The organism is Bacillus sp. EB V-12 (assembly GCF_056158125.1).
Map to the genome: position 1 here is coordinate 1 of NZ_JBUXJL010000021.1, position 24,848 is coordinate 24,848.

The 24,848-nt window shown below is 33.3% G+C and carries 23 protein-coding genes, 7 pseudogenes and 1 CRISPR repeat array; of the genes and pseudogenes, 4 read left to right on the forward strand and 26 right to left on the reverse strand.

Annotated elements, in window-relative coordinates; genetic code table 11:
- The first annotated feature begins 431 nt into the window (after nucleotides 1-431).
- A complete protein-coding gene (locus ACZDYH_RS28755; RefSeq protein ID WP_474887793.1) occupies nucleotides 432-1,862 on the forward strand; it encodes an IS4 family transposase in 1,431 nt (476 codons plus the stop codon).
- A gap of 721 nt (nucleotides 1,863-2,583) precedes the next feature.
- On the opposite strand, the gene ACZDYH_RS28760 is transcribed toward ACZDYH_RS28755, so the two are convergent.
- The 9 genes and pseudogenes from ACZDYH_RS28760 to ACZDYH_RS28800 all read right to left on the reverse strand — a co-directional run bounded on the left by ACZDYH_RS28760 (nucleotide 2,584) and on the right by ACZDYH_RS28800 (nucleotide 8,588).
- A complete protein-coding gene (locus ACZDYH_RS28760) occupies nucleotides 2,584-2,877 on the reverse strand; it encodes an ArsR/SmtB family transcription factor (protein WP_088118876.1) in 294 nt (97 codons plus the stop codon).
- Between the two features lie 85 nt (nucleotides 2,878-2,962).
- Nucleotides 2,963-3,397 (reverse strand): disulfide bond formation protein B, encoded by a 435-nt coding sequence (locus ACZDYH_RS28765; protein ID WP_474887795.1) that lies wholly within the window; start codon nucleotides 3,395-3,397, stop codon nucleotides 2,963-2,965.
- Nucleotides 3,398-3,438: 41 nt separating this feature from the next.
- Nucleotides 3,439-3,726 (reverse strand): hypothetical protein, encoded by a 288-nt coding sequence (locus ACZDYH_RS28770; protein WP_474887797.1) that lies wholly within the window; start codon nucleotides 3,724-3,726, stop codon nucleotides 3,439-3,441.
- A 76-nt stretch (nucleotides 3,727-3,802) separates the two neighbouring features.
- Nucleotides 3,803-4,003: a hypothetical protein gene (locus ACZDYH_RS28775; RefSeq protein ID WP_063549926.1), complete on the reverse strand. Its 201-nt coding sequence runs from the start codon at nucleotides 4,001-4,003 to the stop codon at nucleotides 3,803-3,805.
- A gap of 51 nt (nucleotides 4,004-4,054) precedes the next feature.
- Nucleotides 4,055-4,659 (reverse strand): annotated as a pseudogene (locus ACZDYH_RS28780) (thermonuclease family protein).
- A 44-nt stretch (nucleotides 4,660-4,703) separates the two neighbouring features.
- A complete protein-coding gene (locus tag ACZDYH_RS28785; RefSeq protein WP_474887799.1) occupies nucleotides 4,704-4,913 on the reverse strand; it encodes a hypothetical protein in 210 nt (69 codons plus the stop codon).
- 303 nt (nucleotides 4,914-5,216) lie between these two features.
- Nucleotides 5,217-5,987: an HNH endonuclease gene (locus ACZDYH_RS28790; protein WP_474887801.1), complete on the reverse strand. Its 771-nt coding sequence runs from the start codon at nucleotides 5,985-5,987 to the stop codon at nucleotides 5,217-5,219.
- Nucleotides 5,984-7,177, reverse strand: a complete 1,194-nt coding sequence (locus tag ACZDYH_RS28795; protein WP_474887803.1) for an AAA family ATPase — start codon at nucleotides 7,175-7,177, stop codon at nucleotides 5,984-5,986. Before ACZDYH_RS28795 ends, ACZDYH_RS28790 begins: the two co-directional genes overlap by 4 nt.
- 418 nt (nucleotides 7,178-7,595) lie before the next feature.
- The gene (locus ACZDYH_RS28800; RefSeq protein ID WP_474887805.1) at nucleotides 7,596-8,588 is read right to left on the reverse strand and encodes a DUF4238 domain-containing protein; all 993 of its coding nucleotides are present in this window, start codon (nucleotides 8,586-8,588) and stop codon (nucleotides 7,596-7,598) included.
- 288 nt (nucleotides 8,589-8,876) lie between these two features.
- Here ACZDYH_RS28800 and ACZDYH_RS28805 point away from each other — a divergent pair, with 288 nt between their 5' ends.
- Nucleotides 8,877-9,968, forward strand: a complete 1,092-nt coding sequence (locus ACZDYH_RS28805) for an AlbA family DNA-binding domain-containing protein (RefSeq protein ID WP_474887807.1) — start codon at nucleotides 8,877-8,879, stop codon at nucleotides 9,966-9,968.
- Between the two features lie 400 nt (nucleotides 9,969-10,368).
- On the opposite strand, the gene ACZDYH_RS28810 is transcribed toward ACZDYH_RS28805, so the two are convergent.
- Both ACZDYH_RS28810 and ACZDYH_RS28815 read right to left on the reverse strand, forming a co-directional pair.
- Nucleotides 10,369-11,007, reverse strand: a complete 639-nt coding sequence (locus ACZDYH_RS28810) for a nuclease-related domain-containing protein (protein ID WP_474887809.1) — start codon at nucleotides 11,005-11,007, stop codon at nucleotides 10,369-10,371.
- A gap of 16 nt (nucleotides 11,008-11,023) precedes the next feature.
- Nucleotides 11,024-11,407: a hypothetical protein gene (locus ACZDYH_RS28815; RefSeq protein ID WP_474887811.1), complete on the reverse strand. Its 384-nt coding sequence runs from the start codon at nucleotides 11,405-11,407 to the stop codon at nucleotides 11,024-11,026.
- A gap of 125 nt (nucleotides 11,408-11,532) precedes the next feature.
- Between ACZDYH_RS28815 and ACZDYH_RS28820 the strand changes: the two genes are divergently transcribed.
- A complete protein-coding gene (locus tag ACZDYH_RS28820) occupies nucleotides 11,533-12,117 on the forward strand; it encodes a hypothetical protein (protein ID WP_474887813.1) in 585 nt (194 codons plus the stop codon).
- Nucleotides 12,118-12,136: 19 nt separating this feature from the next.
- Nucleotides 12,137-12,715 carry a hypothetical protein gene (locus ACZDYH_RS28825; RefSeq protein ID WP_474887844.1) on the forward strand — a complete coding sequence of 193 codons (579 nt, stop codon included), beginning with the start codon at nucleotides 12,137-12,139 and terminating at the stop codon, nucleotides 12,713-12,715.
- Between the two features lie 50 nt (nucleotides 12,716-12,765).
- Here the strand turns inward: ACZDYH_RS28825 and ACZDYH_RS28830 are convergent, their stop codons facing one another.
- From ACZDYH_RS28830 to cas5c, 15 genes and pseudogenes are all read right to left on the reverse strand, one after another.
- The gene (locus tag ACZDYH_RS28830) at nucleotides 12,766-13,401 is read right to left on the reverse strand and encodes a hypothetical protein (protein WP_474887815.1); all 636 of its coding nucleotides are present in this window, start codon (nucleotides 13,399-13,401) and stop codon (nucleotides 12,766-12,768) included.
- Nucleotides 13,401-14,030, reverse strand: a complete 630-nt coding sequence (locus tag ACZDYH_RS28835; RefSeq protein WP_098381633.1) for a hypothetical protein — start codon at nucleotides 14,028-14,030, stop codon at nucleotides 13,401-13,403. Before ACZDYH_RS28835 ends, ACZDYH_RS28830 begins: the two co-directional genes overlap by 1 nt.
- A gap of 309 nt (nucleotides 14,031-14,339) precedes the next feature.
- A pseudogene (locus ACZDYH_RS28840) lies at nucleotides 14,340-15,038 on the reverse strand (transposase).
- Nucleotides 15,039-15,141: 103 nt separating this feature from the next.
- Nucleotides 15,142-15,315 carry a hypothetical protein gene (locus ACZDYH_RS28845; protein WP_181002917.1) on the reverse strand — a complete coding sequence of 58 codons (174 nt, stop codon included), beginning with the start codon at nucleotides 15,313-15,315 and terminating at the stop codon, nucleotides 15,142-15,144.
- Nucleotides 15,299-15,712, reverse strand: coding sequence for a DUF6018 family natural product bioysynthesis protein (locus ACZDYH_RS28850; RefSeq protein ID WP_474887818.1), 414 nt, complete (start codon nucleotides 15,710-15,712; stop codon nucleotides 15,299-15,301). The genes ACZDYH_RS28845 and ACZDYH_RS28850 overlap by 17 nt, the downstream gene beginning before the upstream one ends.
- A 659-nt stretch (nucleotides 15,713-16,371) precedes the next feature.
- Nucleotides 16,372-16,849, reverse strand: a pseudogene (locus ACZDYH_RS28855) (type I CRISPR-associated protein Cas7); the annotation flags it as partial.
- Nucleotides 16,850-17,340: 491 nt separating this feature from the next.
- A pseudogene (locus ACZDYH_RS28860) lies at nucleotides 17,341-17,785 on the reverse strand (type I CRISPR-associated protein Cas7); the annotation flags it as partial.
- Between the two features lie 260 nt (nucleotides 17,786-18,045).
- Nucleotides 18,046-18,525, reverse strand: a pseudogene (cas7c, locus tag ACZDYH_RS28865) (type I-C CRISPR-associated protein Cas7/Csd2); the annotation flags it as partial.
- Nucleotides 18,526-18,613: 88 nt separating this feature from the next.
- A CRISPR array of direct repeats spans nucleotides 18,614-19,240; the repeat unit is 32 nt; unit sequence ATTTCAATCCACGCACCTATATAAGGTGCGAC.
- 169 nt (nucleotides 19,241-19,409) lie between these two features.
- Nucleotides 19,410-19,700: a CRISPR-associated endonuclease Cas2 gene (gene cas2, locus ACZDYH_RS28870; RefSeq protein ID WP_000960662.1), complete on the reverse strand. Its 291-nt coding sequence runs from the start codon at nucleotides 19,698-19,700 to the stop codon at nucleotides 19,410-19,412.
- 9 nt (nucleotides 19,701-19,709) lie between these two features.
- Nucleotides 19,710-20,243 (reverse strand): annotated as a pseudogene (cas1, locus tag ACZDYH_RS28875) (CRISPR-associated endonuclease Cas1); the annotation flags it as partial.
- 136 nt (nucleotides 20,244-20,379) lie between these two features.
- Entirely contained in the window at nucleotides 20,380-21,033 is a 654-nt protein-coding gene (locus ACZDYH_RS28880; RefSeq protein ID WP_474887821.1) for a DUF2306 domain-containing protein, read from the reverse strand.
- 36 nt (nucleotides 21,034-21,069) lie between these two features.
- Nucleotides 21,070-21,192: pseudogene (locus ACZDYH_RS28885) on the reverse strand (CRISPR-associated protein Cas4); the annotation flags it as partial.
- A 109-nt stretch (nucleotides 21,193-21,301) separates the two neighbouring features.
- Complete coding sequence (gene cas7c / locus ACZDYH_RS28890) at nucleotides 21,302-22,162, reverse strand: type I-C CRISPR-associated protein Cas7/Csd2 (protein ID WP_000853368.1); 861 nt, start codon at nucleotides 22,160-22,162, stop codon at nucleotides 21,302-21,304.
- Between the two features lie 2 nt (nucleotides 22,163-22,164).
- Nucleotides 22,165-24,084, reverse strand: a complete 1,920-nt coding sequence (gene cas8c / locus ACZDYH_RS28895; protein WP_474887823.1) for a type I-C CRISPR-associated protein Cas8c/Csd1 — start codon at nucleotides 24,082-24,084, stop codon at nucleotides 22,165-22,167.
- Nucleotides 24,085-24,804, reverse strand: coding sequence for a type I-C CRISPR-associated protein Cas5c (gene cas5c, locus ACZDYH_RS28900; protein ID WP_002182196.1), 720 nt, complete (start codon nucleotides 24,802-24,804; stop codon nucleotides 24,085-24,087).
- Between the last annotated feature and the right edge of the window lie 44 nt (nucleotides 24,805-24,848).

Consider the following 24,848-nt stretch of genomic DNA (forward strand, 5'->3'; position numbering starts at 1 on the left):
TCCTCTCATTTTAAAGATAACATGAATAGAATACTATTTTTGTACCGAGTGGTCAATATTTTGTTTTGTTGATACTGTAAAATAAAATTTGATTATTTTAGATTACGAATAATTCAAAATAGCTCCCTAATTCAAATACAAGTCTTATTTGAATTAACAATTTCATCAATCTTTATTATTAATTATCAAACTTTGTTATAAATGATCAATCTATTTTACAAAGCCACAAAAAGACAAAATATAAATTGTTTAATCATTTGTTTTTCTACGTTTCCATAGGAAAAGTCGGGGAGCGAAACTCAGCCAAGGAGAAATCGTTGGTCTAATTTGGGTTACCATACATCGCTATCAATCTAAGGTAAATTTGTATCCATATAATCAAAAAAACGCTATTCTTTTTGTAGAAAAATACAGAAAGGATGGCGTTTTGTATGACTCTATCGATTCAAGATGAGTTTCATTTATTCGCTGAAGAATTACAGCGATATCTATCCCCAAGTATCCTTCAACAGCTCGCACAGGAGACGGGTTTCGTAAAACGTAAAAGTAAATATGGCGCACGAGATTTGTCCGCTTTATGTATTTGGATTAGTCAACACGTAGCAAGCGATTCTCTTACTCGATTATGTAGTCAGCTTTATACAAATACAGCTACACTCATGAGCCCAGAAGGACTGAATCAACGCTTTAATCCAGCAGCTGTCGCATTTCTTCGAGAAGTGTTTACTTCCCTTCTCACACAAAAACTCTGTTCATATCACTCACTTTCTGCACATATAATCTCTACTTTTAATCGTATCCGTATTCTAGATGCAACAGTGTTTCAACTACCTGATCAATTCGCTACTGACTATCAAGGTTCAGGTGGGAGTAGTAATAAGGCAGGCGTGAAAATCCAATTAGAATACGATTTACTTAGTGGTCAATTTCTTAACGTGCAGCTTGGGCCAGGAAAGAATAATGATAAAACATATGGTACCATCTGCCTTGAAACCGTAGAAGCAGGCGATTTGTGTTTACGTGATCTTGGTTACTTCGATTTAGGAGACTTACAAACCATTCATGATAAAGAGGCTTACTATATCTCTCGGTTGAAGCTGAATACACGCATTTATACTAAGAACCCTGAACCCGAATACTTCAACAATGGTACGGTAAAAAAGCAGACAGAATACATCCAGCTTGATATGACACAAATGATGTCTGGTCTAATCCCTGGTGAAACGATAGAAATCCCTGAGGCATACATTGGCCAAAATCAGAAACTTCCAGCACGTGTTATTATCCATCGTTTAACCGATGATCAAACGAAAACACGTCTGAAAAACCAAGCGATACGTGAAAAGAAGAAAGGCATTGTCATGAAGGATAAAAGTAAACGTTTAATGGGCATGAATGTATATATCACGAACACGTCGCTAGAAGACGTACCGACGAACTACGTGCATTCATTATATTCACTTCGTTGGCAGATTGAAATTTTGTTTAAAACGTGGAAGTCATTCTTTGAAATTGATAAATGTCAAAATATAAAAAGAGAACGCCTAGAGTGCCATTTATATGGACAACTCATCGGCATTCTCCTCTGTTCTTCTACGATGCTTCAAATACGTCAGCTTCTGCTTGAAAAGAAAAAGCAGGAGCTGAGTGAATACAAAGCGATTTATATGATTAAAGATTACTTTCCATTACTGTTTCAAGCGATAGCCGTTGGCACAGAAGAACTTTTAAAAATTCTACATCGCCTTTATCAGCTGCTCAAAAAAAACGGTCGTAAATGTCATAGGTATAAGAAGATGACCGTCTTTGATATTCTAGGGATTGTGTATAAAACGGCGGTGAAGCATAGACAAGCTGCCTAGCGAAAAAATCGCGTTTTAATAGGCTTCTTTAGCATGCCTACTTTTCTATCACTTACTAGTTTTGAAACAAGAATCATTTCGTACCTATTAAATTACTTGGTTAGCTTGATGGGCATGGGGTTAAGTCGCGAAAAGAAAAAAGATACTTTCAGTCTTACTATCTACTACCTTCCCTTTGGTATTAGCTTTACCGCACTATCATTTCCAACGGATGCTAGTGCAGCATCAACAAACAAAATAGAATTGAATTTAAGTGATGTATTTACTAAATCGTTGTCAGTAGATGTCTTTTATCGCACCGGAGAAAAGAAGCACAAACCTATTACTATGATGTGAATGGATTTAAAGGAACATTATCTCTTCACTCGATTAAAATTGAGAGGGCTGGATTTACCGCAGCTTACACGGGAACGATAATTTGTAAAGGTAGCTGTATGATGGACCAGTAATAACTTTTAAATACTAAAAAGATAGACGAAATCCATAAATAACAGAGACTAGGGATAAAGCCCTAGTCTTTTTAGAATCTGTTTATATATAAATTTATACATTTAATTCTTATAAGGGATAGCCTCACATTGCTATCAAGTTAAGAAACACATTCTTCCCCCATCATTAGAAGGGCTACATCCTAAGCTTGTAAATTTTTTATTCTGCAGTACATCAGATATTGCAGCTATATTTAACAAAACTCTTTCTATTACCCTATTTCGAGTTAAAATTACAGACCTAATACTCCGACAATCTGGCATGCTTTAGCATTCGCAACATGGTAGTACATCTCCAATCCTTTTCTTTCTGCACGGAGAATTTTCCCACGCATTTTAGAAAGATGCTGAGATACGGTAGATTGAGGTATATTTAATAGCTCCGTTAACTGGGTTACATTGCAAATCTTACGATGTTCTAACTCTTTTACAATTTGTAGCCTAACTGGATGAGCCATGATCTTAAGTAATTCTACATCTGCCTCTGGAATTTTGTTCATTTCTTTATTTACTTGTAGTGTTTTCATTTTTGTTATCTCCCTTTTTATATTTTTTATTTTTAAATTCAGTTTTTAATGCATTTAATCATATTTATATATAAATTTTTCTTGTTTAGCGATCTGTTTTACTACGATTTAATTTACTGTTTGGTTTTATGTACAGAAGTACGATTATAGCTAAAAACCCAACAAAAGATAGCATAGGAATTGAGATGAAACCAAACAAATTCAAATGATCTTCTGTACAAGAAACACCTACTGAACATATCCTCAGTTCACTTGTTGGAAAAGCCTGAATCGTAATTTGATAGACAGCTATTATTAATCCAATACATGCAAATGGAAATGCATATACACTTACATTAGGATCTTTTCTATACATTCCTATTCCCAATATTAACACTAATGGATACATGGCCATCCTTTGATACCAGCACAAATCACATGGAGGCAGCTTCATCCACTCACTAAAAATCAAACTTATGAGCATTGCACTAGTAGCTATCGTCCAAGCAATTGGAATGTGATACTTTTGAATGATCGACATCTTATTTTCGCCTCACCTGTTTTTTTAATGCAAAACATTTGCTAATATATGACTAGTTTATTTCTGTGTTTCGAGTACCCTGTTTCAATAGAAAGTATCCAATCATTAATATCTTCCCAGTCGTATCCCCTCTCTTTTAATTCTAGAGGAAAAAGATTTTCAAAATCATCACGCATTTCGTACATGGTTTCTAATGCTTTTTCAAGCGGACCAAATCCATATACCATGTGTGTATGTACTTTTTTGTTTTTCTTTTCTGCTACAACTAAATATACATACCGTCTTTCTTTCGCTAAAACAAACTTCAAAAATCCAGGTACTTGACTCACCTTTCACACTCCTTTACGGTTTTCCTTACCAAGCTTAAAAAGATATAAGTAAGGAAAACTACTAAGTTTTAATTCACTAATTTAATAAATGTCCCGTTTTTTTGCTTTGAAAATACAAGAAAACGCTCATCATCACAATATTTATTACACCAGCTGCAGCACCAATTTTGGAGATAACATACACATATTCATTATTACTAAATGGCAATAGACTCACAAAAATAAATAAAATTGAAATGATAAAGGATAAGAGCATATTTCTTTTGTTTTCATCCATTCAAAAAACCTCCATTTTGCACAAATATTTGTATTGCAATGGATTAGGGTGCTAAGCTGCATCATTACGGTTATAATGCCGTTTCTTTTCATCTACAAACCCTTTAATGCTCCACACTCCAGCCATTGATTCTTTTGCTTCTTTTTCTGCCTCTAGCATTTCGGGTAGTAATGTAGTATTAGGTTTAGAAATATAGGCTATAATCCCATAACCCGACTTGGCCATTAATTCATTGATGTGTATAGCATTACAAAATACATAAGCCAATTTCCTACCGTACTTGTCTTCTTTTGGTCCTTGATCATAAACCAAGGTTACACTTTTCCCATCTTTTGTGGTGGAATTTTCTGAGATACAGACTCAGGGGTATCTAATAACAGTAACCTTACCGTCTGTTTCTGCCCCTTTACGTTTACGTCTATCGTATCTCCGTCTTTAATATGTAATGCCTTCCCTTTAACGATCTCTAAGCCTTTTAATTTCCCCATATAAGCTTCTGGAATATCAACAATACCTTTCCCTTCTACGTGCTGATGTATTCCGTTTTGTACTGCTTGGGCAGGTCTCGAATCATTTTTTGTTTGCGTAGAACTGTTACATGCTGACATTTGAATTACGAATGATGTTATACAAATGGCTTTAATCCATATTTTCATATCGAAATTTCTTCCTCCTACTTAAAATACGTAAATAGCTGCATCTAATAAACAAACGGACTTTCCAATGTATTTACTTCTTGATAATTACAACATAGGCAAAACTCTATCCATTTTGGATAATCATTATAAAGTGCTGTATATGACCGTTCCTTACAATGCGGGCATATTGACACCATACTTTCTTCATTCTCTTCCTGACTTTTCAATTTTTCAAAAGATACATTAGCAGATGCTATATTACTGGTACACAATATATATCCCCCTTTTGAGTCTTGAAATCTTAAAAATACATAAAAAAGGACACACCTATGGCATATGTATGCGTAGGTGTGTCCTTTTGCAAGATAGTTTTAGAAGTATTTTGTTACTTTCATCATATCATAGTTCTTATTAATTTTATATATGAAATTTAAGATTTTGCGATATCATTTTCTTTTGATATTGTTTTAGTAAATAAGTTTCTATAATGTTCCCCCCCTCAAAGTTACTTTCTTCAAAGTAATCTTTCTTCCCTTCCTAATAATGAAACTAGTTTCCGAACAATATTTATAAGGTCACCCTACTGTAGAAGGGTGTACAGATTTCACTAATGTATTCTTTTCTGCGGCAATGAATAATTCTTGATGATCGTCTTGCCATAAATTTAAGCGAACCATTGTTTCTTTAAGTTCAAAAAAATCATCAGTAGTAAATAACATCGTAGAAACAGTAGCAGCGTATTCTGCATCCTTCTGAGCTTCCTTTAATAATTGTAAGGCGCCATTTTTAACAGCATTCCTGTTCTCAACAGTCGTATCTTTCTTACTTTCAATATTTTCAGCGCGACGTAATAGGTTTTCTATCGTATCAATCGCTTTATTTCCCACGTTAACTCGCATTAAATAAATTCTATCACTTTCATTTAAATGCAAAACACTAACTGTATTCTTTCCTTTTTCATTCTTCCCCTTAATACGAAAATTAGACATCGTTAAATGTTCTATTGGAATCTCCTCAGCAGGATTAACTATAGATTCCTCATTGGGATCGTGTATCCCTTTTTTTACATTACATCTCTTACAACTAGGCAATAGATTTTTCCATTCAACCACCTGGCGTGGATAAATATTTTTAGGTAAGAAATGCTCTACTTCCATATACATACTTTCTTTGTCCAACTTACATTCACAGTAAGCACATTTACTATAGGACATTTTTAATAAGGCTTTTTTTATATATGTTTGTCCCCAAACACTTTTCTTACTAGTAATAAATTCATGAGTTAGGTTGTCTTTTACTTCTTCTGTCAACTTTTTTGGACAAGCCGGACGCTGTATGTGTATCAATCTATCACACCACCGATATCTGCTATTTGCAGCCTCAAAATTTTTGGTAGCGGGTTATTGGGATGCAACATTGACTCTAATTCTCTATATCTTAATTGGGCTTCCTCTATATTTTCACTTTCTATGGCTTCCTCAAATGCTTTTAAATTTTCTTTATAAACGGAAGAATGAGTACTTTCTAATCCCATGACATCTACCAAAATCTCTTCAACAGTCCATCCTTGATATCCATATTTGCTGTTTGGAAGGTCACGTAAAAACAGCTTCCCATCCTGATCCATCGCTAGAGGTAAAATTTCTTCGATTGCAGCATTCTGTATCATATGTGGACTATGTGTTGTCGCGATGATTTGTGCTTTAGGTAAAATCTCTTTTAAAATGTTAAGTAGTTTTGATTGCCAATGAGGATGTAGATGGAGATCTAACTCATCAATTAATACTACTCCCTGAAAATCTTCAACGGCCATTTCACTTTCATTTTTAAAGCGAAATTCGATTTCTTTTATTAACCCCTGTATGATAAATAAACAAGATTTAAAACCTGAAGATAAATATTCATAATATATGTCACCATTTGGGGTTTCTAAAAAGATATCAAACGTATCATGTTTGATATTTTTGAAACTAATGTTTTCGTATAGTAAATTAAAACTCCTGATAGATAATTCAATATTTTTTTTCTCAGATTTTCTTAATTGTTTATCTATGTGGTTAAAAACATATCTGTTTATAAACCAACTTTTAAAATCATCAAATCTTATCCCCTCTGCCGACTGTGCATATAGAGTATGAACATCCCTTTCTGGATCTTTCGATATACCTTCCAACTCTTGATATAAAAAGGATCTTCCTGTTTTAAAATATATAAGATTATATACCTCTTTTTCCAGATAGCTATGATAACCTACCTCTTCATTTGGAGTAAATCCTTGAACCTCATATGTATAAATTTTCTCTTCTAAATCATTACCTGAATATTTCAATTTACATGTACCAATTGTATAATTTGAGTTTTTCTTTAATACCTTATTTCTCTGTCCAGTACTAAAGGCTTCGGCTATACTATCTAATATAGTAGTTTTCCCCACACCATTTGGTCCACAAATTAGGTTCAGTCCCTTATTAAAGTTAATCTCTAATTCACTTATTCCGCCAATACCACTAATTTTCAAATTATTAATGACTAACATAAATTTAACTCCTCTCCCACATAATTGCTTTTAAAAGACTTATAGACTATACCATTACTCTACTAAATCCAGTTTAACATTTGAACCTCATAATATATAATTTTAATTTCATAAAGCGACACATAAACTTTCTTTAGATTTATTTTCTTCATATGTAAGTGGGATCCTCTTAAAAATTATCAATACAGAAATAAAAACAATTTTAAATAAATATACACTTTAAAACATCATATAATAAAACCTCTAATCTTTTTTCTTCATTAAACAAAAAAGGACACACCTACGCTATAGTTATACGTAGGTGTGTCCTTTTAAAATATGATTTTTTAGTATTGGATTACTATAATTATAGCACGTTATGTTTTTAAAAATCTTAATGTAGCAATATTTTTATAGAAAAAATCATGTTACTTGACTATTATATTTTGATCTTCCCCTCCCACTCATGCACACAGAAAGTACCTGTATTATGAGTGTGATCACGTGGATAAAGCTTAAAATATTTATTTAATTTTTTCTCATTAGTGCTATTATTATATATTATTTTTCTTGTTGCAAAACGTATTTGATATTCATTATAAACTCGAATTATATTGTTACTCGGAATAAAGATGGAATTATCCGGCTTTTCAAAAGGATAGTTTCTTTCCCTAATAACTAATAAATGTTTCGGTGATAGTGGTAAACAAAATTCAGTTGAAATATTCAAAGTATTTTTCTTGATGTGTTTAATATTTACAACAGGATTATCAGAAATTAGAAATTCATCAGTAATATTAACATGTTTCATTAATGCCGTTCTCCAATTCTGAGATTCTGCTGTTTCAGTTTTCTCTATAACAGCAAGATACCACTCGAACTTATCACTTAATAGATATCTCCCAACTCTATCCAAAACACCAGAAGCTAAATGAAATAATAATCTCTCATTATCATCTGGTAAGATATCAGTAAAATCCGGTATATTTACTTGAAGCATATATATGAAATTTCCACTTAACTCTCTGTAAGCAGGCGTTCTAATACTTTGTAAGGCTATAAAGAAGACTAAATCTATCTTCTCCTCCTCACTTAAGATATCAATTAAGTTAGTTTCGAATATATTAGGCGAATTATATAGCTTCTCGTTAATTGTTCTAAAACTTTTAGCAAATCCATCTTCTAATTTAGAAAAATAACCTTCTAAAAATTGCTTATCAAAAAAATGAGAGTCCATGGATTTGTTGGCATTTTCTTGCTGTTTACCTAAGGATTCTTCCGATAAATCATAAAAATATCTTTGCTGTGCTACATTATCTACATGTGTGTTAGAAAATTTTCTGGATAAAATTTTATCATAGTAATTTACCCTATCATTTACCGCGAAATATTTAAGATAAAATCTTGGTACATAATGTTGTCTCTTAACCATAATATCACCTATCATTCTAATTAGTATCCATCAGATAGTATTATTATATACCTATGATGTTTTTAAGAATACTAAATTAGTACAGGTAGAATTCATTATTTAATCTTTATATAACACATATTTTTTGTTTATCTAACAAAATTCAACTTGTATTTTCACCATTAACTGAGAAACGATAATTCATTTCCTTTTAAAAAATATCAATAAAAATTTTAAGTTTGCTATAATGAATATATAATCTGTATATATGGAATTTTACTTACTTTACGAAACGAAGGGGATAAATAAATGATACGTAAACCATTTTCCAAAATTACAATTCAAGATTATTTCAACTTGATAACTTACCCAATTATTGAGGGGACAACCATTGAATACAAAGAAAGTGTAGATTTGAAAAGTGCAAGTGGAAAAAAAGAATTTGCACGTGATGTGACTAGTTTTGCCAATACAATTGGTGGCGACATGATCATTGGTGTTAAAGAAGATGAAGGGGTAGTAACTTCTGTTCCTGGTATGAAAATTGACATGAGTTTAGATGATTATGCCCAAGCAATAGAGAATACGCTTCGTGATACAATTGAACCTCAATTATCGTCTCTTGAAATGCAGTTTCATCAACTTAAAGATGATTTGTATATATTACACATTAGAATTGGTAAATCTTACTCCGGTCCTCACATTTCAAATAAGTCGAAATTTACTGGGAGAAATTCTACAGGGAAATACGACTTAGACTACACTGAAGTTAAAAGGAGATTTAATATGTCGCGTGACGTTGAGAAAGAAATTAAACAATTTCATCACAGTCGCTTAGAAGCAATTCAACAAAACAAAGGTTATTGCTTAACTGACCGTCCTTATGGAGTATTGATTCATGTAATTCCCATTCAATCATTCCTTTATGATACTTATATAAATAATTTACAACATGATCAATTCACTTTAAATACCTTCGGAAGAACAACTTCAGAAATAAAGATTCATTTTGATGGTATTTATGGTGAAATGGCGCATTCATATCATCACATCAATCGCCAAGGAATTGTTGAGATTGTAGATAATGATTGGTTATCTTCAATTAATAACGGAAACGATTTTGTTAACTATGCAACTAGAATTGTTAGTGATGCCATTAGTAATCTTGGTAAGTTAAAAGGTTCATTAGGACCCTATTTCATACACACAGTAATTTATGGTGCAGATTTACGTGCATTTACTTATGATATCGGTGAATCAAGTTTCAGATCTGTTCACCATGGTGATATGATGCACTTCCCTTGTATAAAAATTGAAGAAGAGAACGACATCCAAAAGTATACAAAAATGGTAACCGAGCTTCTTACAAATGCAGCTGGAACATATTACACACATCAATAAAATGTGATTTGTTATCTATAAAGACCTAAAGACAAAAGAAGGGTAAATAAAAGAACGTTATATATAATATATAACGTTCTTGTTTATTCACTAATCTTTACCCATTAATTAAATATGTAAGATTATATTAATCGCTTTTGAAAATACCCTTATCACATTTTTATACCACGGTTCTCACACTTAGCAAATTTATTCCCCTTTCAGAAACTTCTAAGACAGCTCAAATTGCATAAGTGAAGAAACCTCTCAGAATACACTTTATTTTTACTTTAATCATTTCTTTTTATTACAAAATTCTTTGTCTCTCCTTTTAACCGGTAATACTTCACGTTAAGACGAATAGCTATTACAGAGATTACGATAAATCCTACTACATATAACATTGGCCTTTCTCCATTTCTTATTGTTTAGCAAACTTATTCTGTAAATACTTCACATGTTTCTTTTCAATACCCTTATCCATAATGTTTGCTCGCAACATAGTTTGATAAATATGTTGAACCTCATCACTTGTTAGTTGCACCTCAGTATATGATTCAATACAACTTTTTAAGTCGTTATAATATAGGGCGTGTTTACCTTTAGAATGAACATGTACCCTTTTTAAACTGCATTTTGGATAAAATGCTGCTATAGAGATGCACGGCAGCTGTTGTTCCATTACCCATTCAATCGCTTTTATATGTTTATAGTTTTGTCGAAATGGATTTTGAAAAGAGTGTTTCTTTCTAAAGATACCTTGTGTCCATCTTGCTGCTTTCTCACTTCCATAGATACATCCCTCGTAGTTTTTCGTCTCTATCACAAATACACCGGTTTCCGCGATAACAATATGGTCAATTTGCGTTGTATCACCATACTCCGTATTAACCGTAACATCATGTAACACGCAATAATTTTGAGAATCCAACTTGCTCAATATACGTTTTACTAATTTCTCTCCGGCTTTTCCTTTCCATTTCGGTACATGTTTTTTCACAACACTATTCAACGGAATCAGGACCACAATGAGAGTTAATTCAAATATCAATACTTTCATAATAGAAGCCTCCTTTTTACACCCTTGCGTTTCTGCGCATTAAACGATATACGTGCGTTTCTAATCCTAAAATAAAATATGAGATACATAAGCCTTTAATCACCATCTCTACGAATCCTAATGCTAATGAAACAAGGAGCCCACCTCGAAACTGAAAAGGTCTAGTCACTCTTCGATTCACTGGTTTTTCAATGACGCCAAAGTTGGCCCAGGTAGGCAAACATTTTTCGACATTTTTCACGGTACCCATTAATCCGTATTTTAACGATAGAATGAAACATCCGATTAATAAATAAACAACAGAAGAAAAATAGATAGATAGGCCTATTACGATGCATGTCAGTAACCAGCCTATTAATATAGAATTTCGCAAAGCGATATATTCTCGATTTCTATTCAATACAAACAGTCCTTTCAAAATTAATAAGGTTATTTTTATTTGGAAAATATTTACATTTGTTTATAAGCATGATATGATACGTCTATATTAATTTACGAATTAGCCTAAAAAGGATTGTGATAGACATGTTAAAACTTGTAGTAAATAATACCGGAACAGAACCAGAAAGTGATTCAGCTTTTTCAAACTATTTCACCTGCAAAGACTGTGTATATTATCTTTCAAAATCAGATTCTTGCAGTCTGCAATTAGCAGCTGATTCAAATAATCCCCTTGTACCTTATGAGTGTGGTAACTTTGAGGAAACCTATGAAATCGGAACGGAAGATCCATTGAATTCACACATACATCAGCAACTTCGTGAAGAGAAAGCGCAAATACTAGCTGAAAGCTATCCAGCACAACCTTCTATTGATCCAATTCATAAAGACGCAATATGGTATGGATCAGTAAACTATGGTTGTTGGATTATAAATGATTCGAAGAAACGTTTTGCACTTGCAGAACAGGTTCCTTTCGGTGATAATAATATGTTACCTGAAAAATACGCATCTCCTTTTCCTTTACATGACCATGGGGCAAAAGAAGGTATTAGGCACTATATGTGTTGGTACGTAAATGAAAAAGGAATTGGCGAATACCATCTTCTTATTGGTGGTGTCATCATGAAAATTGCAGAAGGAGTTAAGAAACTTGGATTCAATTACTAATCGTATCTACAAGAAAAGAATGTTAGAACATACCATACTATTTAGTTTGGTACAGCTGGTGCCACTGATCGTATCTACCGGTATCATATATATATTGCTAGAACTTACTGATACGGAGTGGAAAACCTGGTTTAGTTATGAAGGAATCTTTGCAATTATTTTTCTTATAACGAGGTTCCAGGTGTTTCCGAATAAGAAAAGTATTATCTCTTTAAATCAACACGAAAAATGGTTTTCAAAGTTAAATATCTTCTTGGTCTCTATATTTCTAGTATTATTTGCATCCATACCAACTCTATTGAAGATTGCTTTCATTCTACAAATGACTGTTATTCTATTTCTACTAGAGTACCTTTGTTTGTATATTGATCGTTTACCAATACATAATTTATATAAGGTAAAAGAGATCATTTGTGATAAAAAACAACTCAAAATTGAACGAATTATTCCAAATAATGAGGAACACGGTACTCATACAATTAAAACAAGTGATGAGCAATACTTTATATATACAGCTGTGTATTTGAGCGGTATACTATCGCCAATTTCAGAAGAAGTATTTGAAGAATATGAAAGAAAGAACCTAATGGGTAGATAAAAGGTACTGAATTTAGATTCAGTACCTTTTCTATCTTTATATATAGTTCTTTACATATTTGCAAATAGCCATGGAGCGAGTACGGCTAACATACACAGCAAACAAGATCCCGTTATGACACGATTTGCCCAACGGTAATATTCCGGCTGTTTCGTACTCTCATGAATTCTTCTTAAACGAATACCTGCGATTAACATAAAGGGTGTGGAAATAAGTGCTGTTGCTTTAAACAGGTCTAAAAAATCCGTAAAGATGTTCATAAACGAAAATACATCGGAACTAAATAAGAAGTATACACTTAGTCTCATCGACATCATGCTGATAAATGAGAAAATCATACTTCCGGTTGCCCACTTCATCCATTGACCATTCTTTGTAATTAATGCCATAACCATGACAATAACTCCTAATACGAATGAAATAGAAAAGATATTGACTCCTACTTTAAAAACCGGCGCATATAATCCTTCAAACTTTTGAATGATTGATGATCCAAATGAATCATCTTTCTCTGTTGTTTTCGTTCGATTGTTTAGTCCATCTTTAAATGATGAAGAAACATCATTTCCTTTTAACTCATTAAAATCTACTTTTACAGAAGCTTGAGCTGCTTGTAAGGGTACAAGTAATAAAATCATCAAAACAAGCGTGCATAAGACTCCTATCATTCCTTTTTCTCGTTTCATCACACATCACCCGCTAATTTTGGTTTGATGCTCTTTAATTTGATTTCATTTCCTTCTGCAGCATAATAAAGATCTGCTGCATAATAGATATTTGCTTTTGTATATGCCCCCATAATTGCATTTGCAATTTCTTCTTTTTCTACTGCCACATATGTTTCATTTTCATTGTAAAACTCAATTTCAATTCGGTTAATATTATTATTTAATACTGTAATATGTAATTCTTTTAAGCTATCTAAGCGATTCCCTAATCCACATACCAACTTAAATACTTTATTTGCAATTGTTGGTGGTTTTACATACGTCGTATTAAAATGAATCGTTTCATCATCTATCACACCATCTTCCTCGACTTCACACGTCATAATGAAAGAATGATTTTGTTTTTCAATTTCTTGTTGACTCAACTTGCGATCAATAACATACTTCACGCTTGTTGACAGGTTTTCTATATATTCATCCAGTTCGGTATTTGAAATTTTAATCTCTGAGAATTCCGGAAAAATCATGTAAGCGTGTATATTAGAACTACTTTTACTTACACGTAATACCTGGACTTGTTTCTTTTCATAGCGCACCGTTTGTTCTAATTTTTCTACTACATTGTTACTTATGGAATTAATATTCATTTACATTCACCTTTCAAAATTGTTATTTTTTTAACTCAAAAATATTTTTTACTTCATATAATCCTCATGTTTGGATTTAATCTATTTTAAGCATTGTAATATTACGAAGAGTTCTCAATTCTCCTGTTTTAAGACTGTTAATCACTTGAATCTCAAAACATTTCAATATTACAATGACGTACAATGTCTCATTATAGTCGAATATCCTTATATGGTGAATCGTTCTGTCCCACTCATTTGTACAAAAATAAAAAAATGTTTTATTCTTGTACAAACGAGTGAGAAAATGCTGTATTTCATGCTATTTAACTAAGAAAATACAACTAGTGTATAAGAATAAGGTGAATTGACCTCTAATTCCATATACAGTAATTAATTTTTTGGTAATATCTCTCCCTCTGTATGAATCCAATAACGCTTCTTATTAGACATATTTATGACACGTGTCAGTCCTTGTTCTTTTTCTTGTTCTATTACTTTTGCAGTCCACCTCACAAAATCCATATCTTCAACATCAGCTACTCCTTGTTGAACAGGAAAAACGTGTTCTGTTTCCGGTGGAATTGAAACATATTCTTGTTGTGGATACATGTCCTCATATTCTAATAATTCCACTGGTATATCCTCATCACTTGGAAAAGGAATATCATAAACAGCCTCAGGAGTGGGAGTATGATGAAAATCTTCAGCATACTCCACTTCTTCTATATCCTCATGTTTTAATCTATCACTCTCTTCCTCACCCAGATTCTTATGAACAGATGTAGCAACTAAATCATATATACTTGCTACATCTTTTTCTAAGGTGATCTCTTTTGTTGGAACAGTAACACGCTCTTGTTCCCTTCCAATAGGTTTATTTTCTCTTGGGCACCAATAAACGGGGCGTTCCACCGGTTTATTTTCCATTTCTTTTTTCTTGGCTTTTTCCATTAGAAATTTTTTCTTTGAATTACGAACTACCAAAAACACATAACAAAATAGACCAATAAAAATTTTTGTAAACATAATATTCTTCTCCAAGTCCTTTTTTACAATAAAAAAGGAAGATCCAAGTATATACATCACTTAGTTCTTCCCTTTACCCTCTATATACACTACCTCAATATAATTAAAATGGTAGTTCATCATCTGTAATCTCCGATAGCTTATCCAAACCAACGAATATATCATCCAGCTCTTGGGATTTCTCTTTTATTTCCTGCTCTTTTGAATCATCTGACACTACCCAAATGTTATCTTTTTTCATATCTATCCCTCTATCTTCCTTATTTTTCAGTCTCATAAACAACTTCCTCGTAGTCAAAAAAATAATCTTTCAGCTTACGCAGAATTTTAAGAAACCTCGGTTCAGCTACGATCTTTGTACCATGATAAAAACTTTGTTGCCCGACAAAGCGCCATAAGATAACATAGCCTCCTTTTGCTTCCTGTATGCCTTCAATAAATAACGCAATTTCTTGAATGGCTTCCTTTTCATGAATGGCGTTTGGTTTAAAATATTGCATTTTACCATCAGCTAATATGATTTCTACCTCTAAACAACCTCGCAATTGATTAATTCTCGATCTGGATTCGATTAACATTGCTGATGCAGCATATGACTTTCGGTTTTTTTCCATTCGTTTTTTATGTTCCTCTTCTGTTGGTATTAGTCTTAAGTGTCTACGATCTTTTTTCATTTTTTTATCTCCTCTACTTTTTAATTTGTTATTTTATATATCAAAAATAACCCCGCCTGCAAACCTGAAAACAACACAAAAAGAGCTTCTTCAAGTCGATTGAAAATGTGCATAGCAAAATAAGCTATATACACTAATCGGCTCAAAGAAGCCCTTTCACAATTGAAACAAGACGAAACTTGCTTCTACAACTCAACCACAACACTAAAAAGGTGTAGGAATAAACGGAATCAAACAAACTAACGATATACCTTTATATTACATAATAACATTATAGGTTTCAATAAGTATTAATTAAAATTAACGCATTAACCAAAAGAATTCTTATTCCTCAGGCTTATGTAGGACGAAAGTCCAAAGGTAAGTGATATTTGAATTTTGGGTAATGCGTAAACTCATAAGAAATTGCTATCAAGGGTCTTACCAGTTTTAATCCACGCACCCACAAGAGATGCAACAATACAGGCATAATCACATTACCGATATTTGCAAATTTCAATCCACGCACCTACGAGGGGTGCGACCTGGTGTGTGTTCCTGATCAAATGTATCTTGTTATTTCAATCCACGCACCTGCAAGAGATGCGACCTTCCTTTAATAAATTGATAGAGTATTTCCTTATAGGGATACTTCCTTTCAACTATTCTGGCTCTTTTTATTACATTCCATTAATAATCTCAACTTTTAAGCCATCTAACTCATTTACCAATACAGTAATAATCATCAATTGTTTTTGGTTCGTCAATATTCCATTTAACCTTTAATAAACGATGTACTTTTGCAGAGGAGTATTGACCAAATTTTGAATTATGATTTCACCAACAAACTTTATGTACTTCTATACTTCCTTCAGGGCGTGCTGCTGACCCATCATTTCCAAACAATGTAACCAGTTCATTTTTAATCTTTTCCGCATCACATTTGGTAAAATCTGTCTTACTTGCTCATTGCATATGAATACTTCCATAAAAAATATAAGCTCCAAGATCAACACCATGCTTCATCCCCATCGTATGTGAAACTTTATCCTTCTCAGGATCAGAATTTATACTTTTCGTAATCTGCATACTAGTAATGTCAATTGGATCAACACTAGTTGCTGTATGAATTGAAGCAGTGCCTCTTACTCCAGCAGAGGCACTAAATTAATATCAGGCATCTTACCAGTCCTAACTCACGCGCCTATATGAGGTACGATTGGCACGTATGCTTTTATATTTTCGTTAACGGATTTCAATTCACGCACCTATATAAGGTGCGACAACTAGAGTTGATGTATCTAGGGCTAGCTTTAAGATTTCAATCCACGCACCTATGTAAGGTGCGACTCCCAAGTGTTCATACTTGCAAGGTATCCTCATTATTTCGATCCACACACCTATGTAAGGTGCGACTTGATGGACCATCGCTATCAGGTGTTTTATCCATAATTTCAATCCACGCACCTATATATGGTGCGACTTTTAGATTCTCTTTTGCACTCTGATAATCTAAAGAAATCTTCTTCTTTCATCTTTTGTCTACTATTTCAATCCTCGCACCTGCAAGAGATGCGACTTTCCTTTAGTAAATTGATAGAGTATCTCCTTATAAGGATACTTTCTTTCAACTATTCTGACGCTTTTTATTACATTCCATTAATAATCTCAACTTTTAAACCATCTAATTCATGTACCAATATTCCGTTTAACCTCTAATAAACGATGTACTTTTACAGAGGAGTATTGACCAAGTTTTGAATTATGATCCCACCAACAAACTTTATGTACTTCTATACTTCCTTCAGGGCGTGCTGCTGATACATCATTTTCAAACAATGTAACCAGTGCACTTTTAATCTTCTCCGCATCTTCGTTAGTAAAACCTGTCTTTTTTGCTAACTGTGTATTAATACTTCCATAAAAGACATATACTCCAAAATCAGCACGATACTTCATACTCATCGTATCAGCACCTTTATCCTTACCAAGATCAGAATTTACACTTTTCGTAATCTGCATACTAGTAATATTAATCGGATCAACACTAGTTGCCGTATGAATTGATGTAGGTCCCCTTACTCCAACAAAGACACTAAATTACTATCAATTATCTTATCAGTCTTACTCCATACACCTACAAGAGATGCGACGAAAGTAATCTAGATAAGGCAGCAAGTAATTTAATTTCAATCCATGCACCTATATATGGTGCGACTTTATCTGGATATGCATTTCCTGTACGAATATAAATTTCAATCCACGCACCTGCAAGAGATGCGACTTTCCTTTAATAAATTGATAGAGTATATCTTTATAAGGATACTTTCTTTCAACTATTCTGACGCTTTTTATTACATTCCATCAATAATCTCAACTTTTAAACCATCTAATTCATGTACCAATACAGTATAATCATCAATTGTTTTTGGTTCGTCAATATTCCGTTTAACCTCTAATAAACGGTGTACTTTTGCAGAGGAGTATTGACCAAGTTTTGAATTATGATCCCACCAACAAACTTTATGTACTTCTATACTTCCTTCAGGGCGTGCTGCTGATACATCATTTTCAAACAATGTAACCAGTGCATTTTTAATCTTCTCCGCATCTTCGTTAGTAAAACCTGTCTTTTCTGCTAATTGCGTATTAATACTTCCATAAAAAACATAGACTCCAAAATCAACACGATGCTTCATCCCCATCGTATCTGAACCTTTATCTTTCCCAGGCTCAGAATTTACACTTTTCGTAATTTGCATACTAGTAATGTCAATTGAATTAACACTCGTTGCTTTATGAATTGAAACAGGTCCTCTTACTCCAATAGAGACACTAAATTACTATCAATTATTTTATCAGTCTTACTCCACACACCTGAGATGCGAAGAAAGTAATCTAGATAAGGCAGCAAGTAATTTCATTTCAATTTAGGCACCTATATAAAGTGCGACGTAATTCTTCTTCTGTGGATATATCTCGTCTAATATTTCAATTCACACACCTATATAAGGTGCGACTTGTTTACTTCTATTTTTGCATTGAAATAATCTAAATTTCAATCCACGCACCTATGTAAGGTGCGACGTTCCTCCTGAGTTTGCCAAGGCACATGCTGGACATTTCAATCCACGCACCTATATAAGGTGCGACAAACAGAAATATGATGGTTATTTTAGATATGTTATTTCAATCCACGCACCTATATAAGGTGCGACGTGGCAATGTATCTCCTGTCGGATACTGTGTACAATTTCAATCCACGCACCTATATAAGGTGCGACAAAATATTGGCTTGTAACAGAGCAAGCTATTAGAATTTCAATCCACGCACCTATATAAGGTGCGACTTCGTAATCCGTAAGAAAAAGGCGTGATGACATGTATTTCAATCCACGCACCTATATAAGGTGCGACTATTTCTTGATCTAATATTTCAGATGGACTAAACATTTCAATCCACGCACCTATATAAGGTGCGACATACAAGTTCAATCTGCTCAATTAATGATTCTACATTTCAATCCACGCACCTATATAAGGTGCGACAGCGATTTTTGTTTAAAACCATACAAAAATACACTAATTTTGTTCAAAAATATACATATTTCTTTATTTAATAAGAGAATTTGTATAAAAAATATTAAACTTCGCTCATAAATTATGAAAATTCAGGTGCGAATGCACGAGGAATTTTATGTGTGCTATACATTCGCACCTAAAAAATCAAAGGACTTTCTAAATCAACGGATTCCTTTATACCGATATGTTCAACCCTATTTTTATAGTTATTACCTAACTGATAAAATCTAAGACTATCCTCATCTTCGTTAATAATTTTAATTAATTCCATCTTTAAAGTAGCAAATTGAGTTGCATCCACAACACATTCAAACACTGAATTTTGGACTCGTTGACCATAATTTTGACATATTTTCGAAACTTTTCGCAGTCTTTTTTGTCCAACACTGTTAGTTGTGCTTACATCATATGTTATTAATACTAGCAACTGTTACACCTACTTCCATAAAAATGGTGGATATTCATCTAAGTCATCACGTAAATAACGAGCCAATAGCAAAGCTTGCGCATGTGGTACTAATCCCCAAGATATTTTTTCACCAAGATATGGATGTGTTATTTTTTCTTGTTTTTTATTTTGCCAAGCTGTTATAAATTTTTTTCTAGCTTCATCCGTCATGATAACAGCTCCATTTTCTTTTTGGAAAAAATCCCCCTTGTTTATGACTCGCTTATTAATTAATGACAAGACAAATTTATCTGCATAGACTCCTCGTAGCTCTTCTATAACATCTAAAGCCAAAGATACCCTTCCTGGCCGATCTCGATGCAAAAAACCAACATATGCATCCAATCCAACACTCTCTAATGCAGATGTCATATCATTTGCTAATAATGTATAAGCAAATGATAACATTGCATTTACATTATCTAATGGGGGTCTTCGAGAACGTCTATTAAAATAAAAATCCTCTTTTTGTTGTAGGATCATCTGATTAAATAATTTATTATAACTTGTGGCAGCCTGCCCATGCCCATCAAGCTAAAAAAAGAAAATACCCCAAAACGAGAAAGTTGGCATCTCACGGTGAAAATGTACATTTTTTATTTTGGGGTTTTAAAAATTGTTAAGTTTATAGAAATGGGGCATCATCTTGAAAATATGCTTAGCGTTGTAAATCTACATTTTCCTGGAATTTCCCTTTTTTATGTCCTTGTCTTATAAATAATTCCGCAATGATTAAATTCGGTACCCACGCTAACCAAGCAATAATAGTGTAACTAAGTTCAAACTGCTCTAATCCAAATAGTAATACAAATAATGGTAGCCAAATTCGTAATGTAACTGCTGCAAAGGTTAAGGAATAATTTCTGATCATCCAATTCTGATGGTCTTGAATTTTTTTATTCTTAACTCTATTTAATGCTTGATATGCTGATGTTATCCAAAATACGGATAACAAGCCGAAACCAAGCTTTGCTACCAATCCCCCCATAGCGTAAAAGGATAAGTACAGTCCTGAAATGCCACCTAATAATATACCAACCATATAGATTCTCCCGACTATCCGATGACGGCTGATATTCTTTTCCCTAAATTTTGTGGATAATGTAAACGGACCAATTACTAATGCTAATATACTAGTTGTAATATGTAAAAATAACATAACATACCAAAAATCACTTAATTTAGATACATACATTAGCTTCGCTTTTACAAGTCCCGTTTGAAATCCATCTAAAATAAAATATTGAACAACAACATAACTAGCTACTAAAATAGCTAAAAAGGTAAATATAAACCAAATTTTCCTATTCAAATTTAACTACCTCCTTTTTACATTTAAGGAAATTAGATAAAATATAAAGCCTGTCTTTATTTCACAAAGCAGCATTTCTTCAAGACATATAGCTTGTGCTGTTAATTGTAAAACATCCGAATCGTTTATTTTCGGTTTCCCACGTTTATATTCGATTGGTTATTTCAATCCACGCACCTGCAAGAGATGCGACTTTCCTTTAATAAATTGATAGAGTATATCTTTATAAGGATACTTTACTTTCGTTCAACTATTCTGACGCTTTTTATTACATTCCATTAATAATCTCAACTTTTAAATCATCTAATTCATGTACCAATACAGTATAATCATCGATTGTTTTTGGTTCGTCAATATTCCGTTTAACCTCTAATAAACGATGTACTTTTGCAGAAGAGTATTGACCAAGTTTTGAATTATGATCCCACCAACAAACTTTATGTACTTCTATACTTCCTTCAGGGCGTGCTGCTGATGCATCATTTTCAAACAATGTAACCAGTGCATTTTTAATCTTCTCCGCATCTTCGTTAGTAAAACCTGTCTTTTCTGCTAATTGCGTATTAATACTTCCATAAAAAACATAGACTCCAAAATCAACACGATGCTTCATCCCCATCGTATCTGAACCTTTATCTTTCCCAGGCTCAGAATTTACACTTTTCGTAATCTGCATACTAGTAATATCAATCGGATCAACACTCGTTGCCGTATGAATTGAAACAGGTCCTCTTACTCCAACAGATACACCTTTTCCAGCTCCCCCTTTGAAGGCAAAAACTTGTCCAAAGCTTCTTACATCAATCCACTCTTTACATGCAATTGCAGCAAATTGTTCATGTGGATTATCCTTCGATTTTAACGCTTTGACTAAATCTACATTGGTTTCTGCTCGTTCCCTTAAACTATTAAATTGGTCTACCTTCCTGTCATTTGATTGAACAAAAATAGATTCTTCCATGTCTTGCAGACGATTTCTAATCTTTCGTTTAATGGCTACATCAGAGATTTCACCATGTCCATCATAATTTTGTCTTGGGCGATTTCCATTCAAAGGATCTCCATTTGGATTAGCTTTCGTAACTGATAGAACAACTGCAAAATCGATTTTGTGATCTAAAGTTTTCATTTTTAATTCTCCTCTCCAATATTTACTGCATCATTTAGTGAAACATTTTTTTCTTTTTTTTGATACAATTCATGCCGTTGACTATAAAAGCCTAATAAGTATTTTCCAGACAGTGGTTTATTATTAAAATCTTCAATTTTTATCATTGAGCCAATCTCATCAATTAATTTGTTATAATACCAAACTTTCTCCCCTAAACGTGCTTGATACGGTTGTAGGGCCCCTTGAATGGTCCTCCATGTTCTTTCCGGATGTTCAGAAAAGGAATTCATATATCTCCTAGCATTTGTAGCACGTTGGTCACCATTATTTAATGCCTTTCTTTCCAAAACATCCGCAACCGCTAGAAGGCGTCCGAAGAGATAATCTCTATTATTATTTTCCTTATCTAATACCAATTGATATCCCTCCATTGTATTAATTAATGCACATGTAATACTTAATGTTTTTTCCCATTCCCATTTTTCCATTGATAGAGGGTTTGATGCACGCTGAAAGGCACTTCTAACAATGTCGAAAGGGATTTTTCTCTCGTCTATGATGCAAGGAAGCATGCGCTCCATCAAACTCTTGACTACTTTTTCGTTTGCTTTTGGCCCATAAGCAGCAAATGCAATATCTCTGGTTGTCGGTGCCCCATAAAATTTAACAAATTCATTATCTGCATTTTTACGGTAACCATGCTCCCAGACACATGTAGAATGCCAATTCTTTAACTTATTTAAATAAAGGTTTTTATCCATATTACGATAGTAAAGAACTGCTAATCTGCCTGTTGTCGCTGAATCAAGCAAGAGAATATTTACATTTTCACTGGAAGATAAATTATTTTTATAACCATCAATTGCCTTAGCAACTTCATTGGCAAATTGTTCATGTGTATAGGATTTTATTTCTCGCTTTTTAGTTCCTCTTATATCCATTGAAAATATATTGTAACTATCCTCTACAATATCTGGAACATCTTCTGCATCATTGCCCCATACAAGAAATACACGTTGATCGATAATTTTTCCTTGCTTGTTAATAAGCCATTTCAATGCATTATGTGCTTTTTGGGACACATCATAGCTAATATTCGCTACTTCATTTGACGTAGTAAATCTTCCTCTAAATGTGAAACCTCTTAAATCATTTGAAGAGATTAACTTTGCTTGATCACTAGCATTTCTAATCTTTTTCGCATGTTTATCTGTACTCGGTTTTATTTCCCCTGTAACATAGCAGTAATCTTCATTATCTAGGAGGCCATCATAGAAATTAATAAAGGAGTTATGTATTTCTTTGTCTTGCCATACCTTTGATAGCATCTTATTTGGAGAATACACGGTAAATCTAACAAACGCGGCTTCTTGGCCAGCTGGAAGCACTGTAAAGATTTCGGGCTTGTTCCCCAGAAAAACTTCAACTTTTTTATCCCATTTTCCAATCAGCTTTTGGTTTTCATCAAGCCATAATATTTTGGTTTCTACCAAGTCTTTCACTAATTGTTTTTTTCTTAAGTATTTGTAAATGCTTTTTAATTTATCTGTAGTATATGGGGATTCTACCCAATTCCTTAGCTGTTCGATATAATAGCCAAATGACTCCTCTTCTTTTTTACTGCCGCCGTATTCACCAAGATCACCTGCAACGTAAGTTAATTTATCATGTAATGGATGGGGAACTTTATACGCTCCGGTACCAGACCTACTTGCAGAGTCTTCTGTACAAGGGATCAATGTATTCGCGTCGCTCTTATCTATGACTGTTGCTGAATGGAACTCCCCTTCTTCTGTAATTAAAACTTCAATATTTGCTGACTGAGTAGTGTGTGAAATAGGTAGCAATGTATATTCTTGGCCATTATATTTTTTTTCAATTTTACCGACTCGATCTAAATTTGATTGATAGGTCTCATACAAATTCAATAGCCAACTCATTTATTCACCTCCTTCTTCTAATTGTTTTATAAGCTCATCAACTGATTCAACGTTTGAACTGTCAAAAATCTTTGGCTCCATCTTGGATATTTTACGGATTTTTGTACATTCTTCTGGTCGGATGAATTGAATAATTCCATCTCTCATTACCGGATTCCATAATCGAACCTCTAATTCATTCCTACCTGTTTCATCAGGATAATTAAGCCCATGAACCATTGTGCCTAAATGAATATCTCCACCATAATTATCGTAAAAGCCTTCTCCTTCACCAAAAACACAAGGCTCCACATATCCTTGGCATTCTCTCGTTCCTAAAAAAATGTCTCGCCGTCCTCCAACTTTAAGTGAACGTTTTAGGATGTTATGATGCTTATATTCATTACGATCATAAGCTAAATCAGGTCGATGAGGATTAAAGATAAAATGAGCCTGAACTTGGTATCTTACATTCTTTAAATATGTGTAATTTGCGAGTGTATTTCCACCACCATATTCAATTGGACGAATACCTTTTGATTCCATTTTGATTGCATTCATAATTCTTATTTTATCTACAATCATAAGAAGAGTTGGCTTCCAGTAGATTGATTCGACAATCCCTTTGATAGCTTGATAAGTTGGTACTTGGTAAGTTAACTTTTCTCCTCCCATTTTCATCAAAGGATCTGTGAAAAGTGCGTAATCACCAAAAACCTCAAATTCAATAGAATTCCGCAAAGATTCTTCCTCCTTTTTCATTTTCTATATTTTTCTAGTAAATT